Below are 23,620 nucleotides of genomic sequence, written 5' to 3'. Positions count from 1 at the left end.
ACTGACAACTCTGAAGTCCAGTGAGGCTCCGTAGCATTGATGTGATACTTATCGGCGCTCGAAGCGGTACATAGCCGCAGCAATCGCGGCGTAGACAACGGCGACCATGACCACCAGGGCGACCGAGCGGCCGTCAGGGGGCAGCATCAGAGCGGCGACCGCCGCAGCGCCGACGAAGGCGACGTTGAACAGCACGTCGTAGACGGAGAAGACCCGGCCACGGAAGCTGTCGTCAACGGCGTGCTGCACGATCGTGTCCGTGGAGATCTTCGCGCCCTGCGTGATCAGCCCCAGGACGAAGGCGGCGACCAGCATCGGGGCGGTGGCGAACGGGAGGCCGAGTGCGGGCTCCAGGACCGCGGCGGCCGCGGCGCACACGACGATCCAGCCACCGGGATCGAGCCGTCCCGCCGCCCACGGTGTGACGAGAGCGGCGACGAAGAACCCGGCGCCGGACACCCCCAATGCCAGCCCCAGCAGCGCGAGTCCGTGCTTCGCGTCCGAGGACAATGCGTACCGGCACAGCATCAGCAACAGGACCAGCAGCGCGCCGTAGCAGAACCGCATCAGCGTCATCGCGGTGAGCGCCCAGGCCGCCTCCCGGCGCGGGGGCGCCGCCAGATGCCGTACGCCTGCGAGAAGGTCACGCGTGGCATCGACGAGGGCCGTGCCCAGCCTGGTCGGCACCGACTCCCGGTCGGGGCCCAGCAGTTCCGGCGCCATGCTCAGCGACGCGAGCGCCGCGCCCAGATACAGGGTCGCGCCGAGCAGGACCACAGCGGCATCGGAGTCCGCGGCCACCAGGCGGACGAGGAAGGCGAGTCCGCCTCCCGCGGTCGCGGCCAGCGTGCCGGCCGTCGGGGAGAGCGAGTTGGCCATCACCAGACGTTCGTCGTCGACCACGCGGGGCAGTGCCGCGGACAGGCCCGCGAGGACGAAGCGGTTGACCGCGGTGACACACAGCGCGGAGACGTAGAAGAGCCAGTCGGGGACATGCCCCAGCATCAGCAAGGCCGTCGCGCAGGCCAGCAGGGCGCGCAACAGGTTCCCGTACAGGAAGACCTGACGGCGCCGCCAGCGGTCCAGCAGGACGCCCGCGAAGGGGCCGACGAGGGAGTACGGAAGGAGCAGTACGGCCATCGCGGAGGCGATCGCCGCGGCCGATGTCTGTTTCTCCGGGGAGAAGACCACGTAGGTGGCGAGGGCGACCTGATAGACGCCGTCGGCCCCCTGGGACAGCAACCGCACGGCGAGCAGGCATCTGAAGCCCCGGAAGCGCAGGAGGACGCGCAGGTCACGCACGACGGACATGGGGCACAGCCTCACATACGCCTGGGTCCCCGGGCCGCATCGCCCGGGGACCCACGAAGACCGGTGGAACGGTCTGCCGACGGGGTTGCGCCGTCGTCAGCGCTCGACCTCGCCCCTGATGAACTTCTCGACGTTCTCCCGGGCCTCGTCGTCGAAGTACTGGACCGGCGGGGACTTCATGAAGTAGGAGGACGCGGACAGGATCGGGCCGCCGATGCCGCGGTCCTTGGCGATCTTCGCGGCGCGCAGGGCGTCGATGATGACACCCGCGGAGTTCGGGGAGTCCCACACCTCGAGCTTGTACTCCAGGTTCAGCGGGACGTCGCCGAAGGCACGGCCCTCGAGACGGACGTACGCCCACTTGCGGTCGTCGAGCCAGGCCACGTAGTCGGACGGGCCGATGTGGACGTTCTTCTCGCCGAGGTCCCGGTCGGGGATCTGGGAGGTGACGGCCTGCGTCTTGGAGATCTTCTTGGACTCCAGGCGCTCGCGCTCGAGCATGTTCTTGAAGTCCATGTTGCCGCCGACGTTCAGCTGCATCGTGCGGTCCAGGATGACACCCCGGTCCTCGAACAGCTTCGCCATGACGCGGTGCGTGATGGTGGCGCCGACCTGGGACTTGATGTCGTCACCGACGATCGGGACACCCGCCTCGGTGAACTTGTCCGCCCACTCCTTGGTGCCGGCGATGAAGACCGGGAGGGCGTTGACGAAGGCGACCTTGGCGTCGATGGCGGCCTGGGCGTAGAACTTCGCCGCGGCCTCGGAGCCAACGGGCAGGTAGCAGACGAGGACGTCGACCTGCTTGTCCTTGAGGACCTGGACGATGTCGACCGGCTCCTCGGCGGACTCTTCGATGGTGGCGCGGTAGTACTTGCCGAGACCGTCGAGGGTGTGGCCGCGCTGGACCGTCACGCCGGTGGACGGGACGTCGCAGATCTTGATGGTGTTGTTCTCCGAGGCGCCGATGGCGTCCGCCAGGTCGAGGCCGACCTTCTTGGCGTCCACGTCGAACGCGGCGACGAACTCGATGTCGCGGACGTGGTAGTCGCCGAACTGGACGTGCATCAGACCCGGGACCTTGGACGCCGGGTCGGCGTCCTGGTAGTACTCGACTCCCTGCACCAGCGATGCGGCGCAGTTGCCCACGCCGACGATGGCTACGCGAACCGAACCCATTCCGGTTGCTCCCTGTGTGTACGAGGTGAAGTCCCGACTGGACCTCACGTGGTGGTGTCGTCGGACGGATCCGGCCGGGAGGTGTCCCGGTACCGGGGCAGGCCGCCCGTCTCTCCAGATGTGCTGCTTCGAGCGGAGCCGTCGGCGGCGGAACGCCTGAGGTCCCGTCCGGCCCGCTCGCTCTCGATGAGCTCGTTCAGCCAGCGCACTTCGCGCTCCACGGACTCCATCCCGTGGCGCTGGAGCTCGAGGGTGTAGTCGTCGAGGCGCTCCCGGGTGCGCGCCAGGGAGGCGCGCATCTTCTCCAGGCGCTCCTCCAGCCGGCTGCGGCGGCCCTCGAGGACGCGCATGCGCACGTCGCGGGACGTCTGTCCGAAGAAGGCGAAACGAGCGGCGAAGTGCTCGTCCTCGTACGCGTCCGGACCCGTCTGCGAGAGCAGCTCCTCGAAGTGCTCCTTACCTTGCGCCGTCAACCGATAGACGATCTTGGCGCGGCGCCCCGCGAGTGGAGCGGCGAGGGCGTCGTCGGGGGTGCTGCCCGATTCCTCGGTCAACCAGCCGTTGGCGACCAGCGTCTTGAGGCACGGGTAGAGCGTCCCGTAGCTGAACGCACGGAATACACCCAGTGACGTATTGAGCCGCTTACGCAGCTCGTATCCGTGCATCGGGGACTCGCGGAGCAGGCCGAGGACGGCGAACTCGAGGATCCCGGAACGCCGGCTCATGCGTGCCTCCTTCCGATCGCTGTCTCGTCTGCACGGTCTTTATCTCGAGCTGATGTATCGACTCGATACATCAAGACGATAGAACGCCCCTCCGGATGCGACAAGAGGGAGCACGGTGAACGGGGTCACATCACCGATTCGTAGGAAGCAAGTTGCACTTTTTGGGCCGAAGTTCGGGGCTAGGTGGGTTTTGGAGGTGCGTAGTCTGTGCGGCATGCACATCACCGGGAACCGAGTGACGCCAGTGGACGTCCCCGTCTTTGGTGCAGTACGGGTGAATGCCGAAACGGCCTCATCCGTACTTCGGGGGGACCGGAAACCAGCCGCCGTTTCCAGGCGCGCGAGGATGCGCCTGCCCGAGGAGTAATCGTTCGATGAGCGAGCACCGTCGCAAACCGCCGCAGTCGCAGGGAGGCGGACGTGCCGCGGCCCGACGCGGCCAGTCGGCGTCCTCCGGCCGCCGCGCGGCACCGCGAGGCGCCACCGGGTCCCCTTCCGACTCCTATGGAGCGGGAGGTGATGAGCGCCCGTACGGTGGCCGTGCCGAGGCCCGGCGGGCAGCACAGAGAAATGGAGGCGGCCGGCGCAGAGCGGCCGATGGTCCGCAACGCGGTCCCGGCGGCCCGAACGGGCCCGGCCGGGGCAGGGGGCGCAATGCCCCTCCCGCCAAGAAGCGTTTGATCGACTATCCGCGGGCGGGTAAGTACGGAGCTGCGCGCTGGGTGCCGTCGTGGAAGCTGGTGACCGGACTGTTCATCGGCTTCATAGGGAGCCTGGTGGCGGTCGCGGGCATCGGATACGCCATGGTGAGCGTCCCGAACATCGCGCAGACCGCTACGTCGCAGAACAACGTCTACTACTGGTCCGACAACAGCCAGATGGTGGCCACGGGCGGCGAGACGAACCGCCAGATCGTCAACCTCTCGCAGATCCCCCAGGCCATGCGGTACGCGGTCATCTCCCAGGAGAACAAGACCTTCTACACCGACAGCGGCATCGACCCGAAGGGCATCGCACGCGCCTTCTTCAACATGGCAACGGGCGGTCAGACCCAGGGTGGCTCCACCATCACCCAGCAGTACGTGAAGAACGCGAGGCTGGACGACCAGTCGCAGACGATCAGCCGGAAGTTCAAGGAGATCTTCATCTCGATCAAGGTGGGGGCCACCGTCAAGAAGGACGACATCCTGGCCGGTTACCTGAACTCCGCCTACTACGGCCGGAACGCCTATGGCATTCAGGCGGCCGCACGCGCGTACTTCAACAAGGACGCCATCAAGCTGCAGCCGGATGAGTGCGCCTTCCTGGCGGCGATGCTCAAGGGCGCCACGTACTACGACCCGGCGGGCGCGACCTCCATCGATCCGTCCGCCACTCCCGAGGCCAACAAGCAGCGCGCCTTGGTGCAGATGCAGGACACGCTCGACAAGATGGTCCAGTACGGCCACCTGGACGCCACGCAACGGGCCAAGTACAAGACACTGCCCAAGGTCCAGAACCCGCGGTCGAACACCCGGCTCAGCGGTCAGATCGGCTATCTCGTCGACCTGGCCAACAGCTATCTGGTCACCCACAGCGACGAGACCCACATCACCCAGGACAAGTTGCGGCAGGGTGGCCTCTCGATCTACACGACCTTCGACAAGAAGAAGGTCGACCAGCTCCAGACCGCTGTGAAGAACGTCCAGAAGGCCAATATCAAGCCCAAGGAGCGCCCGAAGACGGACACCTTCGTCCAGTTCGGCGGCGCATCCGTGGACCCGGCCTCCGGTGCCATCAAGGCGATCTACGGCGGTGAGGACGCGACCAAGCACTTCACCAACAACGCCGACCAGACCGGTGCCCAGGTGGGATCGACGTTCAAGCCGTTTGTACTGGCGGCTGCCATGAAGTGGGGTGTGCGGAACCCAGACCTCGGGGAGTCCCAGGCGCAGGACGAGCGGACCGTCGTCTCACCGAAGAGCCTGTACAGCGGCAAGAACAAGCTCAAGATCAAGAATTACGACCATACGGTCTGGACCGACAAGGACGGCAAGGAGTGGCTGCAGACCAACGACGGACTTAAGTCGGAGGGAAGCCCGCCGGACTACAAGATCGACCTTCGCGAGGCGATGCGGCTCTCGGTCAACTCCGCCTATGTCCAGCTCGGCATGGACGTGGGCTTGGACAAGGTCAAGCAGAGCGCCTTGGATGCGGGCGTCCTGGAAAGCAGTCTGGCCAGTTCCAACTTCCCGTCGTTCTCCATCGGCACCTCCGACCCCAGCGCGATCCGCATGGCCGGTGCGTATGCCACCTTCGCGGCCAGCGGCAAGCAGAACGACCCCTACTCCGTCGAGAAGGTCACCAGCAAGGATGGGACGGCCTTCCAGCACGCCAAGGCGACCAAGCAGGCCTTCACCTCGGCGGTCGCGGACAACGTGACCGATGTTCTGAAGACCGTGGTCGACAAGGGCACGGGTACCGCCGCGAAGCTGCCCGGTCGCGACGTGGCGGGCAAGACCGGTACGACGGACGGCAACAAGTCCGCCTGGTTCGTCGGGTACACCCCGCAGCTGTCGACCGCGATCGGCATGTACCGCATGGACGACAATGAAAAGAACAAGTCGCGCGAGTTCCTGAAAATGTACGGAACTGGTGGTCAGCAGAAGATCCACGGCGCCTCGTTCCCGGCCGAGATCTGGCACGACTACATGGCAGAGGCGCTGCAGGGCCAGCCCGCAGTGTCGTTCGAGACGCCCGAGCCCATCGGTGAGATCGTCAACGACACCCCGAGCCCGAGCGTGACGCCGACGCCCACGCCGAGCGTCACACAGAGCCCGACACCGACCCCGACGCCAAGCGAGTCGCTGATCTCGCCCACGCCGACGCCGAGCGACACCTGCGGCAACTTCGGCTGGAACTGCGGCAACGGTGGCGGCACTGGCAACGGGGGTAGCACGGGTGGTGTGTCCCCGACGCCGACCGAGACCGTCACCGGTGGAACCTCCCGAGGCAATGGCAACAATGGGGGCCTCTTCGGGGGCTCGAAGGGATAGTCATCACCGAGCGTGTTTCACGTGAAACACTCCGTTTCACGTGAAACATCGACCGGAGAGGGTCGTCACACCGACCGGGTGTGACGGCCCTCGGCGTTTTCCTAGGCGGATACGGCAGGATGAGCCTCATGCCCAGTGCAGAGACGACGCGAGCCAGCGTCCATGAGCCGGACATGGTGCGGCCGACCAGGGAGGACGAGGTCGCCGCGGCCGGCAGCGAGCTGATCGGCGGTCCCATCGGACGACGCGCACTGCTCGGGACGTCCTGGTGGACTCCCGTACGAGTCGTGGCCCTCGTCGCGATCGGCATGTTCGCCCTCGGCATGGTCCAGAAGCTGCCCTGCTACGACAGCGGCTGGTTCTTCGGCGCCAGCTCGCAGTACACGCACGCGTGCTACTCGGACATCCCGCACCTCTACCAGGGGCGCGGTTTCGCCGACGGGCTCGTGCCTTACTTCGACAAGCTTCCCGGCGACATGAGCTACCTCGAGTACCCGGTGCTCACCGGTGTGTTCATGGAAGTCGCTTCGTGGCTGACCCCTGGCAGCGGTGCCCTCCAGTCCCGGGAGCAGACGTACTGGATGGTCAATGCCGGGATGCTCATGGTGTGCGCCGTGGTCATCGCCGTGTGCACTGCGCGTACCCACCGGCGGCGCCCCTGGGACGGGCTCCTGGTGGCCCTGGCGCCCGCCTTCGCGCTGACGGCCACCATCAACTGGGACCTGCTCGCCGTGGCCCTGCTGGCCGCCGCGATGCTGATGTGGTCGCGCGGCCGGGCCCTCGCCTTCGGCGTCCTGGTCGGGCTCGCCACGGCCGCCAAGTTCTATCCGTTCCTGGTGCTCGGACCGCTCCTCGTGCTGTGCTGGCGGGCGGGCAAGTGGCGGGAGTTCTCGACCGCCCTGCTGGGCGCCGTGGGTGCGTGGCTCGTGGTCAACCTGCCGGTGATGTTCCTCGCACCCGAGGGCTGGTCGAAGTTCTACAGCTTCAGCCGGGAGCGCGGAGTCGACTTCGGCTCGGTCTTCCTGTTCATCTCGCGCTGGTTCGACGTAGAGATCACCAAGGGCACCGCCAACACCTGCGCGATGATCATGATGCTGTTCGCCTGTGCGGGCATCACCGCGATGACGCTGACGGCCCCGCGCCGCCCGCGCTTCGCACAGCTCGCCTTTCTGATCGTCGCGGCGTTCATCCTCACCAACAAGGTCTACTCGCCGCAGTACGTGCTGTGGCTGGTCCCGCTCGCCGCGCTGGCCCGGCCGCGGTGGCGGGACTTTCTGATCTGGCAGACCTGCGAGGTCGCGTACTTCCTCGGGATCTGGATGTACCTCGCGTACACGACCAGTGGCGACGCCCACAAGGGCCTGCCGACGGACGGGTACCAAGTCGTCATCGCCGTCCACCTGTTGGGCACGCTCTACCTGTGCGCCGTCGTCGTACGCGACATCTTCATGCCGGAACGCGACACGGTGCGCCGGGCGGGAGACGACGACCCGTCGGGCGGTGTGCTGGACGGCGCGCCGGACGTCTTCGTGCTAGGGGCAGCCGCCCATCCGCCGAGGCACGCGGCGCACTTCGAGGGGCCGCACGTGGAGTGGGGCAGCCGGGGTGCGGAGTCCACCGGCGATAGTTCGCTCTGAGCGAACGGAGCGCGAAGGCGCCATGACAAAGGCCGTACACGGCTTCATGTACGGCCTTTGTGTTGTCTGCTGCGCGCTCCGCCGCCGGTTGCGGCCGGCGCTCAGCGGTCGACGATCCGGTCGAACTGCGTGGTGGTGTGCCGCAGATGGGCCAGCAGTTCGTCGCCGACCTTCGGCTCCGTGGCGTCCGACGGGATGAACAGGATCGAGACCTGCATGTGCGGGGGCTCGGCGAACCAGCGCTGCTTGCCCGCCCAGACGAACGGCGAGAGGTTCCGGTTCACCGTCGCGAGGCCGGCCCGGGCGACGCCCTTGGCGCGTGGCATGACGCCGTGCAGGGCCTTGGGGGCCTCCAGACCCACCCCGTGCGACGTTCCGCCCGCCACGACGACCAGGAACCCGTCCGAGGCCGCCTTCTGCTGCCGGTAGCCGAAGCGCTCGCCCTTGGAGACGCGCGTGACGTCAAGGACGGCCCCGCGGTACTCGGTGGCCTCGTGGTCCCCCAGCCACAGCCGGGTGCCGATGCGGGCGCGGAAGCGCGTCTGCGGGAACTGCTGCTGCAGCCGGATCAGTTCCTCGGCCTTGAGGTGGCTGACGAACATCGTGTGCAGCGGCAGCCGGGCCGCGCGCAGCCGGTCCATCCAGCCGATGACCTCCTCGACCGCGTCGGAGCCGTCGGTGCGGTCCAGCGGGAGGTGGATGGCGAAGCCCTCGAGGCGGACGTTCTCGATGGCGGAGTGCAGATGGGACAGTTCCTGCTCGCTCACACCGTGCCGCTTCATCGAGGACATCACCTCGATGACCACACGGGCGCCCACCAGTCCGTACACGCCGTCCACGGACGACACCGAGCGGATGACGCGGTCGGGCAGGGGCACGGGCTCCTCGCCGCGCCGGAACGGCGTCAGCACCAGCAGGTCGCCGCCGAACCAGTCCCTGATCCGGGCCGCCTCGTACGTCGTGCCGACGGCGAGGACGTCCGCGCCCAGGCGCGTGGCCTCCTCCGCCAGCCGCTCGTGGCCGAAGCCATAGCCGTTGCCCTTGCAGACGGGGACGAGCCCCGGGAACTGCTCCTGCACGTGCTTGTGGTGTGCCCGCCAGCGCGCGGTGTCGACGTAGAGCGTGAGCGCCATGGCCGGTCCCGGAACCTTTCTTGTGGCTGCGGTGTATCAGAGGTCTGAGAGGAAATTGTGACGGATCCGCCGGGCCGACGGGGGCGATGCGGGGCCACTCGGGCGGCCCGGGGCTCCGGCGTCAGCGGCGCGACATGTAGATGTCGAGCGCCTTGTGCAGCAGCTTGTTGAGCGGGAAGTCCCATTCGCCGAGGTACTCGGCTGCCTGCCCGCCCGTGCCCACCTTGAACTGGATCAGGCCGAAGAGGTGGTCGGTCTCGTCCAGCGAGTCGGAGATGCCGCGCAGGTCGTAGACGGTGGCGCCGAGCGCGTAGGCGTCGCGGAGCATCCGCCACTGCATCGCGTTCGAGGGCCGGACCTCACGCCCGACGTTGTCGGAGGCGCCGTAGGAGTACCAGACGTGCCCGCCGACGATCAGCATCGTCGCGGCCGACAGGTTCACGCCGTTGTGACGTGCGAAGTAGAGCCGCATGCGGTTGGGGTCCTCGGTGTTGAGGGCCGTCCACATGCGCTGGAAGTACGAGAGCGGGCGGGGCCGGAAGTGGTCGCGCACTGCTGTGATCTCGTAAAGCCGCTGCCATTCCTCGAGGTCGTGGTAGCCGCCCTGGACCACCTCGACGCCGGCCTTCTCCGCCTTCTTGATGTTGCGACGCCACAGCTGGTTGAAGTTCTTGTGGACCTCTTCCAGGGAACGGTTGGCGAGCGGCACCTGGAAGACATAACGGGGCTGCACGTCGCCGAAGCCGGCGCCGCCGTCCTCGCCCTGCTGCCAGCCCATGCGGCGCAGCTTGTCGGCCACCTCGAAGGCGCGCGGCTCGATGAAGTCCGCCTCGATGTCACGCAGGCGCTTCACGTCCGGGTTCTGGATGCCCTGCTTGATGGAGTTGGCATCCCAGCGCCGGATGATCACCGGCGGGCCCATCTTCACCGAGAAGGCACCCTGCTGCTTGAGGTGCGCGAGCATCGGCTGGATCCAGTCGTCGAGATTCGGCGCGAACCAGTTGATGACCGGGCCCTCGGGCAGGTACGCGAGATACCGCTTGAGCTTCGGCAGCTGGCGGTACAGCACCAGTCCCACGCCCACGAGTTCGCCGCTCTTGTCGAACCAGCCGAGGCTCTCCGAACGCCACTCCGCCTTGACGTCTGCCCACGCCGGGACCTGCATGTGGCTCGCCGACGGCAGGCTCTGGATGTACGCCAGATGCTGCTCGCGGCTGATCGTCCTCAGGGTCAGGCTCATTCGGGGCGCTCCTCGGGCTGGTGTGTCCCCATGGGTACAGGGGCTCCGGCTCTCGCGCCGAAGCCTACTGCGCCCCGCGAGCGCCCCGAATGGCCGTACGGAACCTGTGTGCCCGTCGGGTCGTCCGACGGCCCCGTGGGCCGGCCGGCGACCCCACGGTCAGCCGCCGAAGAGACCGCCGTGTGCCATGCCGAGGAAGAAGCCGATGGCTGAGGCGCCGAGTCCCAGGATCAGGCCGAAGCGCTCACGGGTCGTGATGGAGATGTACTGCCCGTACGCGCCGGTGAAGATCCCCACCAGGCCGGTCCAGGAGCTGATCAGATGCAGGCTGTGGAACATCGCCGTGACGAAGGCCGTGATCCCGAGCGCCAGGGTCACCACGAGAAGGGTGTCCTGGACGGGGTGGGCCTTGCCGTCCGTGGCGAAGAGAGAACCGGTGGTGTTGGGTCGCAATACCTGTGCCATGGGGCACCTCCTGCGGAAGGCGGCGCATCGTAGCGCCATACACACCCGATGTGTACAGATTGACGGCCTCCGCGGCCGGATTTCAACCGGAAGCTCGTGTGCGGGTACTCTGTACCGTCTGCACCGGTGTCTGCCCAGGCTGAGCCGGGTCAACCGCCGACTGACCCCGATTGTCAGTGGCGGCCGATACCGTTGCGTACGCATCACAACCCTCCTGCCACGGAACGACCGTGGCCGCTGAGTCCGAAGGAGGTGGGTTCCACATGCGTCACTACGAGGTGATGGTCATCCTCGACCCCGATCTCGAGGAGCGTGCTGTCTCCCCGCTGATCGAGAACTTCCTGTCCGTCGTCCGTGACGGTGGCGGAAAGGTCGAGAAGGTCGACACCTGGGGTCGTCGTCGTCTCGCGTACGAGATCAAGAAGAAGCCCGAGGGCATCTACTCGGTCATCGACCTGCAGGCCGAGCCTGTGGTCGTCAAGGAGCTCGACCGCCAGATGAACCTGAACGAGTCGGTCCTCCGGACCAAGGTCCTCCGCCCCGAGACCCACTGAGCCGTCCGCTCAGCTGATCTCGGGATTCGAGTAGCAGCACAAGCAGCCAGCAGCAAACCCGCCGAGAGGTTCCCCCATGGCAGGCGAGACCGTCATCACGGTCGTCGGCAACCTTGTCGATGACCCCGAGCTGCGCTTCACCCCGTCCGGTGCGGCGGTCGCGAAGTTCCGCGTCGCGTCCACTCCCCGCACCTTCGACCGCCAGACGAACGAGTGGAAGGACGGCGAGAGCCTGTTCCTGACCTGCTCGGTCTGGCGCCAGGCGGCGGAGAACGTCGCCGAGTCGCTCCAGCGAGGCATGCGCGTCATCGTGCAGGGCCGGCTGAAGCAGCGGTCCTACGAGGACCGTGAGGGCGTCAAGCGCACGGTCTACGAGCTCGACGTCGACGAGGTCGGCGCGAGCCTGCGCAACGCCACGGCCAAGGTCACCAAGACCGCCGGCGGCCGCAGTGGCCAGGGCGGTTACGGCGGCGGTGGCGGCCAGGGTGGCGGCGGCTGGGGCGGTGGCCCCGGCGGCGGTCAGCAGGGCGGCGCTCCGGCCGACGACCCATGGGCGACCGGCGCTCCGGCCGGTGGCGGCCAGGGCGGTGGCGGCTGGGGCGGTGGCTCCGGCGGCGGCGGTGGCGGTGGCGGCTACTCGGACGAGCCCCCCTTCTAGGCCTTCTGGCCGGGTCCTTCGGACCGGGCCGGGTCGAGGGCGGGTCGTACCCCACACTTCTTGATCACACAGGAGAAACACCATGGCGAAGCCGCCTGTGCGCAAGCCGAAGAAGAAGGTCTGCGCTTTCTGCAAGGACAAGGTCACGTACGTGGACTACAAGGACACGAACATGCTGCGGAAGTTCATTTCCGACCGCGGCAAGATCCGTGCCCGTCGCGTGACCGGCAACTGCACGCAGCACCAGCGTGACGTCGCCACGGCCGTCAAGAACAGCCGTGAGATGGCGCTGCTGCCCTACACCTCCACCGCGCGCTAAGGGAAGGGTGACAGACTCATGAAGATCATCCTCACCCACGAGGTCTCCGGCCTCGGTGCCGCGGGCGACGTCGTCGACGTCAAGGACGGTTACGCTCGCAACTACCTGATCCCGCGGAAGTTCGCTATCCGCTGGACCAAGGGTGGCGAGAAGGACGTCGAGCAGATCCGTCGCGCTCGCAAGATCCACGAGATCCAGACCATCGAGCAGGCCAACCAGGTCAAGGCCCAGCTCGAGGGTGTGAAGGTCCGCCTGGCCGTCCGCTCCGGCGACGCCGGCCGTCTGTTCGGTTCCGTCACCCCGGCTGACATCGCCTCGGCGATCAAGGCCTCCGGTGGCCCCGAGGTCGACAAGCGCCGCATCGAGCTGGGCGCCCCGATCAAGACGCTCGGCTCCCACGAGACGTCCGTGCGTCTGCACCCCGAGGTGGCCGCCAAGGTCAACATCGAGGTCGTCGCGGGCTGACGCTGCGCTCGGCTTGACAGCTGGGAGAAGGGCCGCACCCCGCCAGGGTGCGGCCCTTCTGCGTGACCGAAGGCGGCGCCGCGCGGCGGCATGTTTCACGTGAAACGGCGCGGAGCCACGGTCGTGGGCTCGGTCAGCGCGTCGCACCCGTCACGATCCAGTGTCCCGAACGAGAGCGTCGCCACAGCGTGAGCATCCGCACGATCATCATCAGTGTCATCGCTGCCCACAGGGCGGTGAGTCTGCCACCGAGGACCGGGACCAACAGGGCTACGGGAGCGAAGACCACCAGGGTCAGCAACATGGCCCAGGCGAGATAGGGCCCGTCGCCCGCACCCATCAGTACGCCATCCAATACGAAGACGACGCCGCAGATGGGTTGCCCGACGGCCACGAGCACCAGTGCAGGCAGGGCCGCACGGTGGACCAGAGTGTCGCTGGTGAACAGCGGCAGGAAGAGCGGGCGGGTCACAAGGACCAGCAGCCCGAGTACGACACCGGCGACGATGCCCCACTGCACCATCCGTCGGCACGCCTCGCGGGCCCCCAGCGGGTCGTCCGCGCCGAGATAGCGCCCGATGATGGCCTGCCCGGCGATGGCGATCGCATCCAGGGCAAAGGCGAGCAGGCTCCACAGCGACAGGATGATCTGGTGTGCGGCGATGTCCGCGTCCCCGAGCCGTGCCGCGACGGCGGTGGCGATCATCAGGATCGCGCGCAGCGAGAGCGTACGGACCAACAGGGGAACTCCCGCTTGTGCACAGGCGCGTATCCCGCTCGCGTCCGGCCGCAGCGAGGCCCCGTGCCGACGTGCGCCGCGAACGACGACGTACAGATACACGGCGGCCATACCGCACTGGGTGATGACGGTGCCCCATGCCGAACCGGCGATCCCCAGGCCGGCGCCGTAGACGAGGCCCGCGTTGAGGGCGGCGTTCGTGACGAAGCCCGCGACGGCGACGTACAGAGGTGTCCTGGTGTCCTGCAGCCCGCGCAGGACACCGGTCGCGGCGAGCACGACCAGCATTGCGGGGATGCCCAGCGCCGAGATCCGCAGGTAGGTCGTCGCATAGGGAGCGGCGGTCTGTGAAGCGCCGAAGAGGTCCACGATGGCGGGGGCCGTCGGCAGGACGACGGCGATGATGCCCGCTCCCAGCAGCAGCGCCAGCCAGATGCCGTCCATGCCCTGGCGGATGGCCGCCCGAAGGTCGCCCGCGCCGACACGGCGGGCGACCGCGGCCGTGGTGGCGTAGGCGAGAAAGACGAAGACGCTCACCGAGGTGGTGAGGAGTGCAGAGGCGACTCCGAGACCGGCCAACTGTGCCGTCCCGAGATGGCCGACGATCGCGCTGTCGGCCATCACGAAAAGGGGTTCTGCCACGAGTGCGCCGAAGGCCGGAACGGCCAGCGCGACGATCTCCCGGTCGTGCCGGCGGCGGGTGGCGCGGGGTGTCGCGGGGGCCTGTGTCATGAAGGCCAATCTAACCATCCACAGGTAAGAGATACAAAGCATCTACACCCCTTACTTCGATTCCGGCAGGGTGTGGCGCTGTGCACCCTTCGAGGGGATCTTGGTCCGACTGGGGAAGTTTTTCTTCTGCACAGCCGGTGGACGGGAAAGATGCAGGACAGAGCCACTTCGGTGGAGGGGCTGAGGGCTTGTTCACAGGGCTGTCCACCGCGTCGTGCACAGGTTTTGCGGAGTTCTCCACAGCATAGGGTCGGTCGTCCACATGGCCTGTGGATAACCAGATTGGCTGACGGTGCCGACGGGCCTAACGTGGTCCGGCGCCCACTCCCTCCTCCGTCCTCGGAAAACGCGCAAAACCGACGCGTCTGAACCGGAGCTGGGCTTCTCGCTTTGTCAGTGTCGTGCCCTAGAAAAGAGGTGCACGGCGAGGTCCGCGCGGCGGACGGGAGGAGGCGGCCCGGTGAGCATTTCCGAGCCCTTGGACGATCCGTGGGCCGACAGCGGTCCGAGTGATCGTGTCCCCGCCTCCCGTCGTGGTCGTGACGGCGGCCGTGGCCGCGACGAGCAGCACGAGCGCGGTCAGGACAGCGGCGCATGGGACGGCGGGGGCTCCTCCTTCGAGCGGGTTCCGCCGCAGGACCTGGATGCCGAGCAATCTGTTCTCGGTGGCATGCTCCTGTCCAAGGACGCGATCGCCGACGTCGTCGAGGTCCTCAAGGGCCATGACTTCTACCGACCCGCGCACGAGACGATCTACCAGGCGATCCTCGACCTGTATGCGAAGGGTGAGCCGGCCGACCCCATCACGGTCGCCGCCGAGCTGACCAAGCGCGGTGAGATCACCAAGGTCGGCGGCGCATCGTATCTGCACACCCTGGTGCAGACGGTCCCGACCGCGGCGAACGCCGAGTACTACGCGCAGATCGTGCACGAGCGCGCGGTCTTGCGCCGCCTGGTCGAGGCCGGCACGCGCATCACACAGATGGGCTACGCGGCCGACGGCGACATCGACGAGATCGTCAACAGTGCCCAGGCCGAGATCTTCGCGGTCACCGAGCAGCGCACAGCCGAGGACTATCTGCCGCTCAGCGAGATCATGGAGGGCGCGCTCGACGAGATCGAGGCGATCGGCTCGCGATCGGGGGAGATGACCGGCGTACCGACCGGCTTCACCGATCTCGACCAGCTCACCAACGGTCTGCACCCGGGCCAGATGATCATCATCGCGGCCCGTCCCGCCATGGGTAAGTCGACGCTGGCCCTGGACTTCGCGCGGGCAGCGTCCATCAAGCACAACCTGCCGAGCGTGATCTTCTCGCTCGAAATGGGCCGTAACGAGATCGCGATGCGGCTGCTGTCCGCCGAGGCGCGTGTGGCCCTGCACCACATGCGGTCCGGCACCATGACGGACGAGGACTGGACCCGGCTCGCCCGTCGTATGCCGGACGTCTCGGCCGCTCCCCTCTACATCGACGACTCGCCGAACCTGTCGATGATGGAGATCCGCGCCAAGTGCCGCCGCCTCAAGCAGCGCAACGACCTGAAGCTGGTCGTCATCGACTATCTGCAGCTGATGCAGTCCGGCTCCAAGCGGTCCGAGAGCCGGCAGCAGGAGGTCTCCGAGATGTCGCGGAATCTGAAGCTTCTGGCCAAGGAGCTGGAGCTGCCCGTCATCGCGCTCTCGCAGCTCAACCGAGGCCCCGAGCAGCGGACGGACAAGAAGCCGATGGTGTCCGACCTGCGTGAGTCCGGCTCGATCGAGCAGGACGCCGACATGGTGATCCTGCTGCACCGTGAGGATGCGTACGAGAAGGAGTCGCCACGAGCGGGCGAGGCGGACATCATCGTCGGCAAGCACCGAAACGGTCCTACGGCGACGATCACCGTCGCCTTCCAGGGGCACTACTCCCGTTTTGTGGATATGGCGCAGACCTGATCCCGTCGGTCGGACATCGGTGATGTCGGGGTAATCGACTCGACGTGGAATCCCCGGCCGAGTGGACTGTAGCCATGACGACATCTCAAGAGGAGTTGCTCCCCGCCACGCGCCGGTCACTGCTGCACCGCATCGCCGTTGCGCAGTCCCAGGGGAGGGCGCCGTCCCTGGTGGCCGCGGTCGTCCGGGACGGGCGGACGGTGTGGCACGGCTCGCGCACCTCCGTGGACGGCCATGCCCCGGACGAGAACGTGCAGTACCGGATCGGATCGATCACGAAGACCTTCACCGCGCTCCTCGTGCTGCGGCTGCGTGACGAGGGCCTCTTGGACCTCGGCGACCCGCTGGAGAAGCATCTGCCCGGCACCGGTGCGGGGGAGGCGACCATCGCCGAACTGCTCGCCCATACAGGCGGCCTGGCGGCCGAGTCGCCCGCGCCGTGGTGGGAACGCACGCCCGGTTCGCTGCGCCCCGAGCTTGCGGACGTGCTGGGCGAGCAGCCACTGAGGCATCCGGTCGGGCGCAGATTCCATTACTCCAACCCTGGCTACACCTTGCTCGGGGCGCTGATCGAGACACTGCGCGGAGCACCGTGGGAAGAGGTCCTTCGGCGGGAAGTGCTCGAACCCCTGGGCCTGCACCGTACGAGTGGCCGTGCGCAGGCACCGCACGCCGGTGGCTGGGCGGTGCACCCATGGGCCGATGTCATGCTTCCTGAACCGGCCGAAGACCTCGGCCGAATGGCTCCGGCCGGACAACTGTGGTCCACAACAGGCGACTTGGCGCGCTTCGCAGCCTTCCTGCTCAAAGGGGACGATCGGGTACTGAGCGCAGAGTCGCTTCTGGAGATGCGGACTCCGGCGGCTCCGCCCGAGGCCGCTGACGTGGCGACGGGGTACGCCTACTGTCTGGGACTGGATATCCGGCGCCAGGGCGGTCGGCTCCTCACTGGGCACACGGGATCCCTGCCGGGTTTCCTCGCCTGTCTCACGATCAGCGTGGAGGACGACGTCGCAGCCGTCGTTCTGGCCAATTGCACCTCTGGCCCATTGCTGTCCGTGGTGGGTGCCGATCTCGTTCGCATCGTCGCCGAGGCCGAACCTCGGATCCCCGAGCCGTGGCGGCCGCTGCGGGACGTCGATCCTTCCGTCCTCGAGCTGGCGGGGCAGTGGTACTGGGGGACGTACGGCTACGCCCTGCGAGTCGCGGCGGATGGGCTCGTCTCACTGGAGCCGCTGTCCGGCAACGGCCGGCGCTCGCGGTTCCGGCCGAACGGTGACGGTACCTGGACAGGTCTGGAGGGCTACTACGCCGGAGAGGTACTGAGGGCCGTACGGCGGTCGGACGGATCCGTGAGCCATCTGGACCTCGGATCGTTCGTGTTCACGCGGCAGCCGTACGACGAGGGGGCTCCCGTGCCCGGTGGAGTGGACCCGGAGGGGTGGATCGGGATCCGTTAGGCGCCGCTGCGCTTGTGAAGGGGGCATGTTTCACGTGAAACACGCCCCCTTTGCTCCTCGACGGCGGTGTCAGAGTGGCAGCTTGAAGCCCACGTGCGAGGCCTCGAAGCCCAGGCGCTGGTAGAAGCGGTGGGCGTCGGTGCGGGTGGCATCGGAGGTCAGCTGGACCAACTGGCAGTTCTGGCGGCGGGATTCGCCGATCGCCCACTCGATGAGCTGCGTACCGAGGCCACCGCCACGTTCGGAGGCGTGAATACGCACGGCCTCGATGATCGACCGGTTCGCGCCCTTGCGGGACAGGCCCGGGATGATCGTGAGCTGGAGGGTGCCCACGACACGTCCGTCGAGTACAGCGACCACGAGACGCTGGTTGGGATCGCCGCTCACCCGCTCCAGGGCGCTCAGGTACGGCGTCAGGTCGTCCGGTGACTCGCGCTGAGCACCCAGCGGATCGTCGGCGAGCATGGCCACGATCGTGGGAACGTCGTCCGGGACGGCGGTGCGTATCTCAAGATCTCCCATATCCGCACCCTATGCGGCCAGGCCCGCCCCCCGGACGCGGGCTCTAGGCGGGCACGTTCAACGACTCGACGACGCGGACCAGCGGCGCCAGCTCGGGATTCTTGGCCGCCTCGTCGAGCGCCTCGCGCAGAGCTGCGTCATTCGTGGGGCGGGCTTCTTCCAGGAGCTGGAGGCCGGCGTCGGTGACGTTGGTGTAGATGCCGCGGCGGTCGGTCGGGCAGAGGTAGCGCGCAAGCAGACCGCGGTCCTCGAGCCTGGTGACGAGCCGGGTCGTGGCGCTCTGGCTGAGGACCACGGCGTCGGCGACCTGCTTCATCTGCAGATGTCCGCCTTCGCCGTCGTGCTGGCGGCTGAGCACGTCCAGCAGGGAGTACTCCCGCACGCTCAGCCCGTGCTTGGCCTGCAGGGCGCGCTCGATACGGGCCTCGATCCTCCCGTGCAGCAGGGAGAGGGCGCACCAGCCCTGGGCGAGGGCTGTGAGCGCGGGGTCGGTCGCAGTCATGGCGTTCTCCTCCGTCCAGGAGCGGCTCACAGCCAGGATAGAGCACGACTGCAATAGCCTGCGGTTGCATGTATAGAGCGTATGCAACTATTGTTGGCGCACGAAAAGCGCTCATGCAATCGCTTGGAAGGTCTACCTCATGCCTCTCGCGCTTCTGGCCCTCGCGATCGGGGCCTTCGGGATCGGAACCACAGAGTTTGTGATCATGGGTGTGCTCCCCGAGGTCGCGGACGACTTCGGGGTCTCCATTCCCACCGCCGGTCTGCTCGTGACCGGGTATGCCCTGGGCGTGATGTTCGGCGCGCCGGTCATGACCGCCCTCGGCACCAAGGTTTCCCGCAAGCGGATGCTGATGCTCCTGATGGGCCTGTTCATCCTCGGCAACTTGGTCTCTGCCGTGGCCCCGGTCTTCGGACTGATGCTGGTGGGCCGGGTGGTGGCATCCCTGGCCCACGGTGCGTTCTTCGGCATCGGCTCGGTGGTCGCGGCCGACATGGTCGCCCCCGAGAAGAAGGCCGGTGCCATCTCCATGATGTTCAGTGGCCTGACCGTCGCCAACGTCGTCGGCGTCCCGCTCGGCACGCTCGTCGGACAGTCCGCCGGCTGGCGGGTCACCTTCGCCCTGGTCGCGGCCCTCGGCGTGGTCGGGCTGATCGGCGTCGCGAAGCTCGTGCCCGAGACGCCCAGGCCGGAGGGTGTCCACCTGCGCCACGAGCTGGCCGCGTTCAAGAACGTGCAGGTGCTGCTCGCCATGGCGATGACCGTCCTCGGCTTCGGCGGTGTGTTCGCGGCCATCACCTACATCGCGCCGATGATGACCCACGTCACCGGCTTCGCCGACGGTTCGGTCACCTGGCTGCTCGTCCTCTTCGGACTCGGCATGGTCGGCGGCAACCTCATCGGTGGCAGGTACGCGGACCGCGCGTTGATGCCGATGCTGTATGTGTCGCTCGGAGGTCTGGCTCTTGTGCTCGCACTGTTCACCGTGACCGCACACAGCAAGATCCTCGCCGCGCTCACCATCGTGCTGATCGGTGGCCTGGGGTTCGCGACCGTGCCTCCGCTGCAGAAGCGGGTCCTGGACCATGCGCAGGGCGCGCCGACCCTTGCCTCAGCCGCGAACATCGGTGCCTTCAACCTCGGCAACGCCCTGTCCGCCTGGCTCGGCGGCATCGTGATCGCCGCCGGTCTCGGCTACACCGCTCCCAACTGGGTGGGCGCGCTCCTTGCCGGCTCCGCCCTGCTGCTGGCGTTCCTCTCGGCCGCCCTGGAGCGCCGGGAGACGGCCTTCGGCACGGTCGTGGCAGGTGCCGCGCCCGCCGAGCGGCGCACCGCCGTCCACCACTGATCTCTGCCCGCGACCGGCCTGCCGCGAACGGGGCCCGGGGCCAGGGCCGTCCCCGGATCAGCCCCTCTCGACAAGCTCCCCAAGAACTCAGCACCACTCGCAAGGAGAACTTCCCCATGAGCACGACCACCGCCATTGCCCCGCTCACGATCCAGGACGCCGAAGTGCTCGTCGCCGCCGCCCACAGCGCCGCCGAGACCGCCGGGGTCGCGGTCAGCGTCACTGTGCTCGACGCGGGAGGTCACCTGTTGGCCTTCCGCCGCGACGACCGGGCCGTGCTGATCTCCGGAGAGACCAGCACGCGCAAGGCCTACACGGCGCTCCAGCTGAACGCGCCCACGGCCGACCTCGTCGACGCCGTCCAGCCCGGCGGCCTCTTCCACACCCTGCCCACCGCGCTCGACCGTCCGCTGCTGTTCATTGCGGGCGGCGTCCCGGTCCACCGCAACGGGCGGCTGATCGGCGCGATCGGGGTCGGCGGCGGCGCGCCCGAACAGGACCACGGGTTCGCCAAGGCAGCCCTGGGGGCGCTCGCCTGACGCACCGGCCGTCGGGCGCCGCGGGCGCCCGAGAATGTCGAACGGCGATGAAAGGCGTGTCCCCGGCAGCCCGGGGGCACGCGCTCTTCTCGGCGTCGACTCACCCCGCTGCCACCGTCAGCGGAGCGAAGCGCCGTGTCCAGTCACCGGGCAGGTCCGGGATACCGAAGGTCATGACCGCGTTGAGGCCCACGGAGGCGAGCCCACGCTCCTTCAGCCAGGCCAGCAGGTCCTCGTGCCGTACGTCGACATCGGTGCGTAGGGGTCGGTCGGTATGAGCGGCGAGAGACCCGACGAGTGCCTTCGCCGTCTCGGTGTCGCGGGCGATGAGCGGGCCCACCACGTGGGTGTCCATGTTGGGCCAGGCGGCCGCGTACCCGATGATCCGCCCGTTCTCCTCGGCGACTCGCACCTGGTCGGCGAAAGCAGGCAGCCGTGTGATCACATGCGTGCGATCGGCGCCGAACACCTGCTCGTCGAGCCGGACCAGGGCGGCGAGGTCCTCCCCGGTGGCCGGACGGGTGGCGACGGTCGACGCCGGTCCACCAGGTATGAAGTGTCCACGCACCATCTCGGAGCTGCCGGTGACCTTGAAGCCGAGTTCTTCGTAGAGGGGACGACCGTAGGGGGTTGCGTAGAGCGTGAGCGGGGTCGTGGTGCCCGTCTCCGCCACCACATGCCGCATCAGCCGGCGGCCGACGCCCTGACGGGCATGCCGCTGGGCGACGAGCACCATGCCGATGCCGCACAGATCCGGGCGATAGCGGGACCCGTACTCGGTCACGACGCAGGCGGTGACGAGGCCACCCTCCGGGTCATCGATGCCATATCCCTTTCCGGCGGCAAGGAGCAGCCCCCACTTGTGTTCCTCGCGGGGCCAGCCCCGGTCTTCGGACAAGTCGGCGCAGGCGGCGAGATCGCGGTGCGTCAGACGCCTGATGGGCAGAGCGGCGAGGGGAGGTGTCGGCACGCAGGTCAGGCTGTCCGACGTGGGGCACCCGCGTCCACCGGTTTGCGGTCGAACGCACACGCTTTTGGCCATGTCATGCTCGACCGCACAGGACAGGGACAGATGTTTCACGTGAAACAGCGATGGCCTGATCACGATCGGTCGGCAACGAACGGATGACCCGTCGTGGCTGCACGCGTCCGAGGAGAGTCCTGCGACGGTGGCTGGTAGGCGCGCGCTAGCCTCCTCGCCCATGGCGAGACTTCATCTCTTCGACCTGGACGGGACGTTGCTGCACGGGACATGGGCGCCCGTGGAGATCTCGCGGCAACTCGGCCTTGAGGCCGAGACCGTGGCGCTGGACCGGGCGATCGGGGCCGGGCGCATCGGACCCCCGGAATACGCGACTCAGGTACACGCCCTGTGGGCGGAACTCACGGAGGCACATGTGACGGCGGCCTTTGCGGCGGCTCCCTGGCTCTCCCGTATCGAGGAAGTGTGGACGGAGATCCGCGAGAACGGTGACTACTGCGCCGTCATCTCGCTTTCGCCCTCCTTCTTCGTGGAGCGACTGACACAGTGGGGCGTCCACGCGGCGTTCGGCTCGCGCTTCCCCGCACTGCCCTTCAGGGAACCGGTGGATCCGGCGGGAATACTCAGCGCCGCTGCCAAGGTGCGGATCGCGGACCAACTCTGCGTGGAGTTCGGAGTGGGGCGCGCCGACTGCGTCGCCTACGGTGACTCGATGTCGGACAAGGACTTGTTCGAGATGGCGCCGGTATCCGTCGCGGTCAATGGGGACCGGCATCTGGTAGGGAGTGCGACTCACTGCTATACCGGGCGTGATCTATGGGAAGCCTATGAATTGGTGCGCCTCGCCCGGTAATTTAAGGAATTTCTGGTTTGCTCGCCCGCCCATTCAGGGCGTACCAAGGGGGACTTGCCTCGATTCTTCCGAGGGCTGACGGCGGCGTTGTGAGCGGCTGGCTGCCCGATATGTCCCGTGCTGTGTCGGGACTGGCCGTCGCGTGACGCTGCGGGGGCGTCGGGTTCCACGGGCCCGAGGGTGGTGCGGTGCTGTCCTTTCCGGTGTCGTCGGGGTGACGGACTGCCGTCAGGTGAGGGCCGGGAGCTGGTGGGCCCGCTGCCAGGCGGTGGTGAATGCGCGTGTCCAGGGCCCAATGCCCGGCAGTTAAGCGGAAACGCCGCAGGTCAAATCGGTTGGGTTGGGGAGCTTGTAGCTGCCGGGGCCGGTTCGTTGCAGGATTCCTTCACGGACCCAGCGGCATAGCTCGTTGACCAGGCCGCGATGGCGGGCCGGGGGATACTCCAGGGCGTCGAGAATCTCCCGAGCCTTCCAGGAGCGGTCCGGGTTCGCTCGCAGGAGCGCGATCGTGCGTTCCTTGCTGGTATGTCCGGCTCGTCCTGGGTGAGCCGGATCAGCCCAGGCGGGGGCCACTGTGTAAGCGCCGGGGGCGGTGCGTTCGAGCACCCCGGTGATCGCCCACTGGCACAACTGCCCAGCGATGACGTGGTGCTTGGGATAACCCAGCGCATAGGCGATCTCGCGGGCCGTCCAGGAGCGGACGGGGTGGGTCTGCAGCAGCCGGATGACGCGCTCCTTGCGTGCTGTTCGGGACGGCAGACACGACCCGCCATCGGCAGGTTCGGGCGTGTCGAGGACGGGGAAGGGGACGTGTCCGTCGTGGATGTCGATGGCCAGGTGCGTGACGTTCATGCTCGTTGTGGCGCGCTCATCATCGGTCCGGGACGCGTAGCGCGAGGTGCTGCATTTGACCTTCCGCGCGCTGACGCGCAGGCGCCGCAGGGGCAGTGGGGATCTCAGCACAGCGGCGCCGATCGTGCCGTCGGCGGTGAGACCGGTGTACTCGATGCCGGAGGCGAGGGCCACCTGGTCGCGGGCGCTCTCCAGGGCCACGGTGAAACTCATCCGGTCGGGATCTGCCCCATCGCCTTGCATGGCCGCGTCCGTCATCGCCCTGCGGAGCAGTTGATAGACGATCAGGCTGGCCCACATCTCCTGCTCCAGGCCGACCGGATCACATGAACGCAGGACCAGCCCTGCTTGCAGGGTGTGCCGCAGGGCGTAAAAGGCAGACTCGACCTCCCACCGTTCATGGTAGAGGCGGACGAGTGTGGCGGCCGGGTCGC

Annotated in this window: 21 protein-coding genes and 1 pseudogene; 11 read left to right on the top strand and 11 right to left on the bottom strand. The window is 67.7% G+C overall.

The window, feature by feature from the left end:
- Window positions 1–48 precede the first annotated feature (48 nt).
- The 3 genes from ACZ3TS_RS17530 to ACZ3TS_RS17520 all read right to left on the bottom strand — a co-directional run bounded on the left by ACZ3TS_RS17530 (window position 49) and on the right by ACZ3TS_RS17520 (window position 3,215).
- Window positions 49–1,311, bottom strand: coding sequence for an MFS transporter (locus tag ACZ3TS_RS17530; protein WP_467618690.1), 1,263 nt, complete (start codon window positions 1,309–1,311; stop codon window positions 49–51).
- Window positions 1,312–1,407: 96 nt separating this feature from the next.
- Window positions 1,408–2,490: an inositol-3-phosphate synthase gene (locus ACZ3TS_RS17525; RefSeq protein WP_467618687.1), complete on the bottom strand. Its 1,083-nt coding sequence runs from the start codon at window positions 2,488–2,490 to the stop codon at window positions 1,408–1,410.
- Window positions 2,491–2,534: 44 nt separating this feature from the next.
- Window positions 2,535–3,215, bottom strand: a complete 681-nt coding sequence (locus ACZ3TS_RS17520) for a PadR family transcriptional regulator (protein ID WP_467618685.1) — start codon at window positions 3,213–3,215, stop codon at window positions 2,535–2,537.
- A gap of 374 nt (window positions 3,216–3,589) precedes the next feature.
- Here ACZ3TS_RS17520 and ACZ3TS_RS17515 point away from each other — a divergent pair, with 374 nt between their 5' ends.
- On the top strand, window positions 3,590–6,250 hold the full coding sequence (locus ACZ3TS_RS17515; protein WP_467618684.1) for a transglycosylase domain-containing protein: 2,661 nt from the start codon (window positions 3,590–3,592) through the stop codon (window positions 6,248–6,250).
- A 128-nt stretch (window positions 6,251–6,378) separates the two neighbouring features.
- Window positions 6,379–7,887 (top strand): glycosyltransferase family 87 protein, encoded by a 1,509-nt coding sequence (locus ACZ3TS_RS17510; protein WP_467618682.1) that lies wholly within the window; start codon window positions 6,379–6,381, stop codon window positions 7,885–7,887.
- A 101-nt stretch (window positions 7,888–7,988) separates the two neighbouring features.
- On the opposite strand, the gene ACZ3TS_RS17505 is transcribed toward ACZ3TS_RS17510, so the two are convergent.
- From ACZ3TS_RS17505 to ACZ3TS_RS17495, 3 genes are all read right to left on the bottom strand, one after another.
- Complete coding sequence (locus ACZ3TS_RS17505; protein ID WP_467618681.1) at window positions 7,989–9,020, bottom strand: alanine racemase; 1,032 nt, start codon at window positions 9,018–9,020, stop codon at window positions 7,989–7,991.
- A 121-nt stretch (window positions 9,021–9,141) separates the two neighbouring features.
- Window positions 9,142–10,260 (bottom strand): peptidoglycan bridge formation glycyltransferase FemX, encoded by a 1,119-nt coding sequence (gene femX, locus ACZ3TS_RS17500; protein WP_467618680.1) that lies wholly within the window; start codon window positions 10,258–10,260, stop codon window positions 9,142–9,144.
- Between the two features lie 159 nt (window positions 10,261–10,419).
- Window positions 10,420–10,725, bottom strand: coding sequence for a hypothetical protein (locus ACZ3TS_RS17495; protein ID WP_467618677.1), 306 nt, complete (start codon window positions 10,723–10,725; stop codon window positions 10,420–10,422).
- Between the two features lie 263 nt (window positions 10,726–10,988).
- On the opposite strand from ACZ3TS_RS17495, the gene rpsF reads away from it, so the two are divergent.
- The 4 genes from rpsF to rplI all read left to right on the top strand — a co-directional run bounded on the left by rpsF (window position 10,989) and on the right by rplI (window position 12,721).
- Window positions 10,989–11,279, top strand: a complete 291-nt coding sequence (rpsF, locus tag ACZ3TS_RS17490; protein WP_351221260.1) for a 30S ribosomal protein S6 — start codon at window positions 10,989–10,991, stop codon at window positions 11,277–11,279.
- Window positions 11,280–11,355: 76 nt separating this feature from the next.
- Window positions 11,356–11,937, top strand: a complete 582-nt coding sequence (locus ACZ3TS_RS17485; protein ID WP_467618675.1) for a single-stranded DNA-binding protein — start codon at window positions 11,356–11,358, stop codon at window positions 11,935–11,937.
- Between the two features lie 82 nt (window positions 11,938–12,019).
- A complete protein-coding gene (rpsR, locus tag ACZ3TS_RS17480) occupies window positions 12,020–12,256 on the top strand; it encodes a 30S ribosomal protein S18 (protein ID WP_003949403.1) in 237 nt (78 codons plus the stop codon).
- Between the two features lie 18 nt (window positions 12,257–12,274).
- Entirely contained in the window at window positions 12,275–12,721 is a 447-nt protein-coding gene (rplI, locus tag ACZ3TS_RS17475) for a 50S ribosomal protein L9 (protein ID WP_467618673.1), read from the top strand.
- Between the two features lie 133 nt (window positions 12,722–12,854).
- On the opposite strand, the gene ACZ3TS_RS17470 is transcribed toward rplI, so the two are convergent.
- Window positions 12,855–14,192 (bottom strand): MATE family efflux transporter, encoded by a 1,338-nt coding sequence (locus ACZ3TS_RS17470; RefSeq protein ID WP_467618670.1) that lies wholly within the window; start codon window positions 14,190–14,192, stop codon window positions 12,855–12,857.
- A gap of 460 nt (window positions 14,193–14,652) precedes the next feature.
- Here ACZ3TS_RS17470 and dnaB point away from each other — a divergent pair, with 460 nt between their 5' ends.
- Window positions 14,653–16,128 (top strand): replicative DNA helicase, encoded by a 1,476-nt coding sequence (gene dnaB / locus ACZ3TS_RS17465; protein ID WP_467618669.1) that lies wholly within the window; start codon window positions 14,653–14,655, stop codon window positions 16,126–16,128.
- 74 nt (window positions 16,129–16,202) lie between these two features.
- Window positions 16,203–17,588, top strand: a complete 1,386-nt coding sequence (locus ACZ3TS_RS17460; RefSeq protein ID WP_467618666.1) for a serine hydrolase domain-containing protein — start codon at window positions 16,203–16,205, stop codon at window positions 17,586–17,588.
- Window positions 17,589–17,657: 69 nt separating this feature from the next.
- Here ACZ3TS_RS17460 and ACZ3TS_RS17455 read toward each other — a convergent pair whose 3' ends face one another.
- Both ACZ3TS_RS17455 and ACZ3TS_RS17450 read right to left on the bottom strand, forming a co-directional pair.
- The gene (locus ACZ3TS_RS17455) at window positions 17,658–18,110 is read right to left on the bottom strand and encodes a GNAT family N-acetyltransferase (protein WP_467618665.1); all 453 of its coding nucleotides are present in this window, start codon (window positions 18,108–18,110) and stop codon (window positions 17,658–17,660) included.
- A 43-nt stretch (window positions 18,111–18,153) separates the two neighbouring features.
- On the bottom strand, window positions 18,154–18,612 hold the full coding sequence (locus tag ACZ3TS_RS17450; RefSeq protein ID WP_467618662.1) for a MarR family winged helix-turn-helix transcriptional regulator: 459 nt from the start codon (window positions 18,610–18,612) through the stop codon (window positions 18,154–18,156).
- A 139-nt stretch (window positions 18,613–18,751) separates the two neighbouring features.
- On the opposite strand from ACZ3TS_RS17450, the gene ACZ3TS_RS17445 reads away from it, so the two are divergent.
- Window positions 18,752–19,960 carry an MFS transporter gene (locus ACZ3TS_RS17445; protein WP_467618660.1) on the top strand — a complete coding sequence of 403 codons (1,209 nt, stop codon included), beginning with the start codon at window positions 18,752–18,754 and terminating at the stop codon, window positions 19,958–19,960.
- Window positions 19,961–20,076: 116 nt separating this feature from the next.
- Window positions 20,077–20,499: a GlcG/HbpS family heme-binding protein gene (locus ACZ3TS_RS17440; RefSeq protein WP_467618657.1), complete on the top strand. Its 423-nt coding sequence runs from the start codon at window positions 20,077–20,079 to the stop codon at window positions 20,497–20,499.
- A 100-nt stretch (window positions 20,500–20,599) separates the two neighbouring features.
- On the opposite strand, the gene ACZ3TS_RS17435 is transcribed toward ACZ3TS_RS17440, so the two are convergent.
- Window positions 20,600–21,469 carry a GNAT family N-acetyltransferase gene (locus ACZ3TS_RS17435; protein WP_467618656.1) on the bottom strand — a complete coding sequence of 290 codons (870 nt, stop codon included), beginning with the start codon at window positions 21,467–21,469 and terminating at the stop codon, window positions 20,600–20,602.
- Window positions 21,470–21,701: 232 nt separating this feature from the next.
- Between ACZ3TS_RS17435 and ACZ3TS_RS17430 the strand changes: the two genes are divergently transcribed.
- Entirely contained in the window at window positions 21,702–22,334 is a 633-nt protein-coding gene (locus tag ACZ3TS_RS17430) for an HAD family hydrolase (RefSeq protein ID WP_467618654.1), read from the top strand.
- A 306-nt stretch (window positions 22,335–22,640) separates the two neighbouring features.
- Here ACZ3TS_RS17430 and ACZ3TS_RS17425 read toward each other — a convergent pair.
- Window positions 22,641–23,620, bottom strand: a pseudogene (locus ACZ3TS_RS17425) (hypothetical protein); the annotation flags it as partial.

It is taken from the genome of Streptomyces sp. NPDC022910, from assembly GCF_055561075.1.
This window is presented reverse-complemented; position numbering and strand designations above follow the sequence as displayed.

Coding starts and splice junctions, on each gene's coding strand:
- rplI (WP_467618673.1), top strand. CDS start 12,275: ATGAAGATCATCCTCACCCACGAGGTCTCCGGCCTCGGTGCCGCGGGC.
- ACZ3TS_RS17470 (WP_467618670.1), bottom strand. CDS start 14,192: ATGACACAGGCCCCCGCGACACCCCGCGCCACCCGCCGCCGGCACGAC.
- ACZ3TS_RS17460 (WP_467618666.1), top strand. CDS start 16,203: ATGACGACATCTCAAGAGGAGTTGCTCCCCGCCACGCGCCGGTCACTG.
- ACZ3TS_RS17450 (WP_467618662.1), bottom strand. CDS start 18,612: ATGACTGCGACCGACCCCGCGCTCACAGCCCTCGCCCAGGGCTGGTGC.
- ACZ3TS_RS17510 (WP_467618682.1), top strand. CDS start 6,379: ATGCCCAGTGCAGAGACGACGCGAGCCAGCGTCCATGAGCCGGACATG.
- ACZ3TS_RS17505 (WP_467618681.1), bottom strand. CDS start 9,020: ATGGCGCTCACGCTCTACGTCGACACCGCGCGCTGGCGGGCACACCAC.
- rpsR (WP_003949403.1), top strand. CDS start 12,020: ATGGCGAAGCCGCCTGTGCGCAAGCCGAAGAAGAAGGTCTGCGCTTTC.
- rpsF (WP_351221260.1), top strand. CDS start 10,989: ATGCGTCACTACGAGGTGATGGTCATCCTCGACCCCGATCTCGAGGAG.
- ACZ3TS_RS17525 (WP_467618687.1), bottom strand. CDS start 2,490: ATGGGTTCGGTTCGCGTAGCCATCGTCGGCGTGGGCAACTGCGCCGCA.
- ACZ3TS_RS17430 (WP_467618654.1), top strand. CDS start 21,702: ATGGCGAGACTTCATCTCTTCGACCTGGACGGGACGTTGCTGCACGGG.
- ACZ3TS_RS17485 (WP_467618675.1), top strand. CDS start 11,356: ATGGCAGGCGAGACCGTCATCACGGTCGTCGGCAACCTTGTCGATGAC.
- ACZ3TS_RS17515 (WP_467618684.1), top strand. CDS start 3,590: ATGAGCGAGCACCGTCGCAAACCGCCGCAGTCGCAGGGAGGCGGACGT.
- femX (WP_467618680.1), bottom strand. CDS start 10,260: ATGAGCCTGACCCTGAGGACGATCAGCCGCGAGCAGCATCTGGCGTAC.
- ACZ3TS_RS17440 (WP_467618657.1), top strand. CDS start 20,077: ATGAGCACGACCACCGCCATTGCCCCGCTCACGATCCAGGACGCCGAA.
- ACZ3TS_RS17455 (WP_467618665.1), bottom strand. CDS start 18,110: ATGGGAGATCTTGAGATACGCACCGCCGTCCCGGACGACGTTCCCACG.
- ACZ3TS_RS17495 (WP_467618677.1), bottom strand. CDS start 10,725: ATGGCACAGGTATTGCGACCCAACACCACCGGTTCTCTCTTCGCCACG.
- ACZ3TS_RS17530 (WP_467618690.1), bottom strand. CDS start 1,311: ATGTCCGTCGTGCGTGACCTGCGCGTCCTCCTGCGCTTCCGGGGCTTC.
- ACZ3TS_RS17445 (WP_467618660.1), top strand. CDS start 18,752: ATGCCTCTCGCGCTTCTGGCCCTCGCGATCGGGGCCTTCGGGATCGGA.
- ACZ3TS_RS17520 (WP_467618685.1), bottom strand. CDS start 3,215: ATGAGCCGGCGTTCCGGGATCCTCGAGTTCGCCGTCCTCGGCCTGCTC.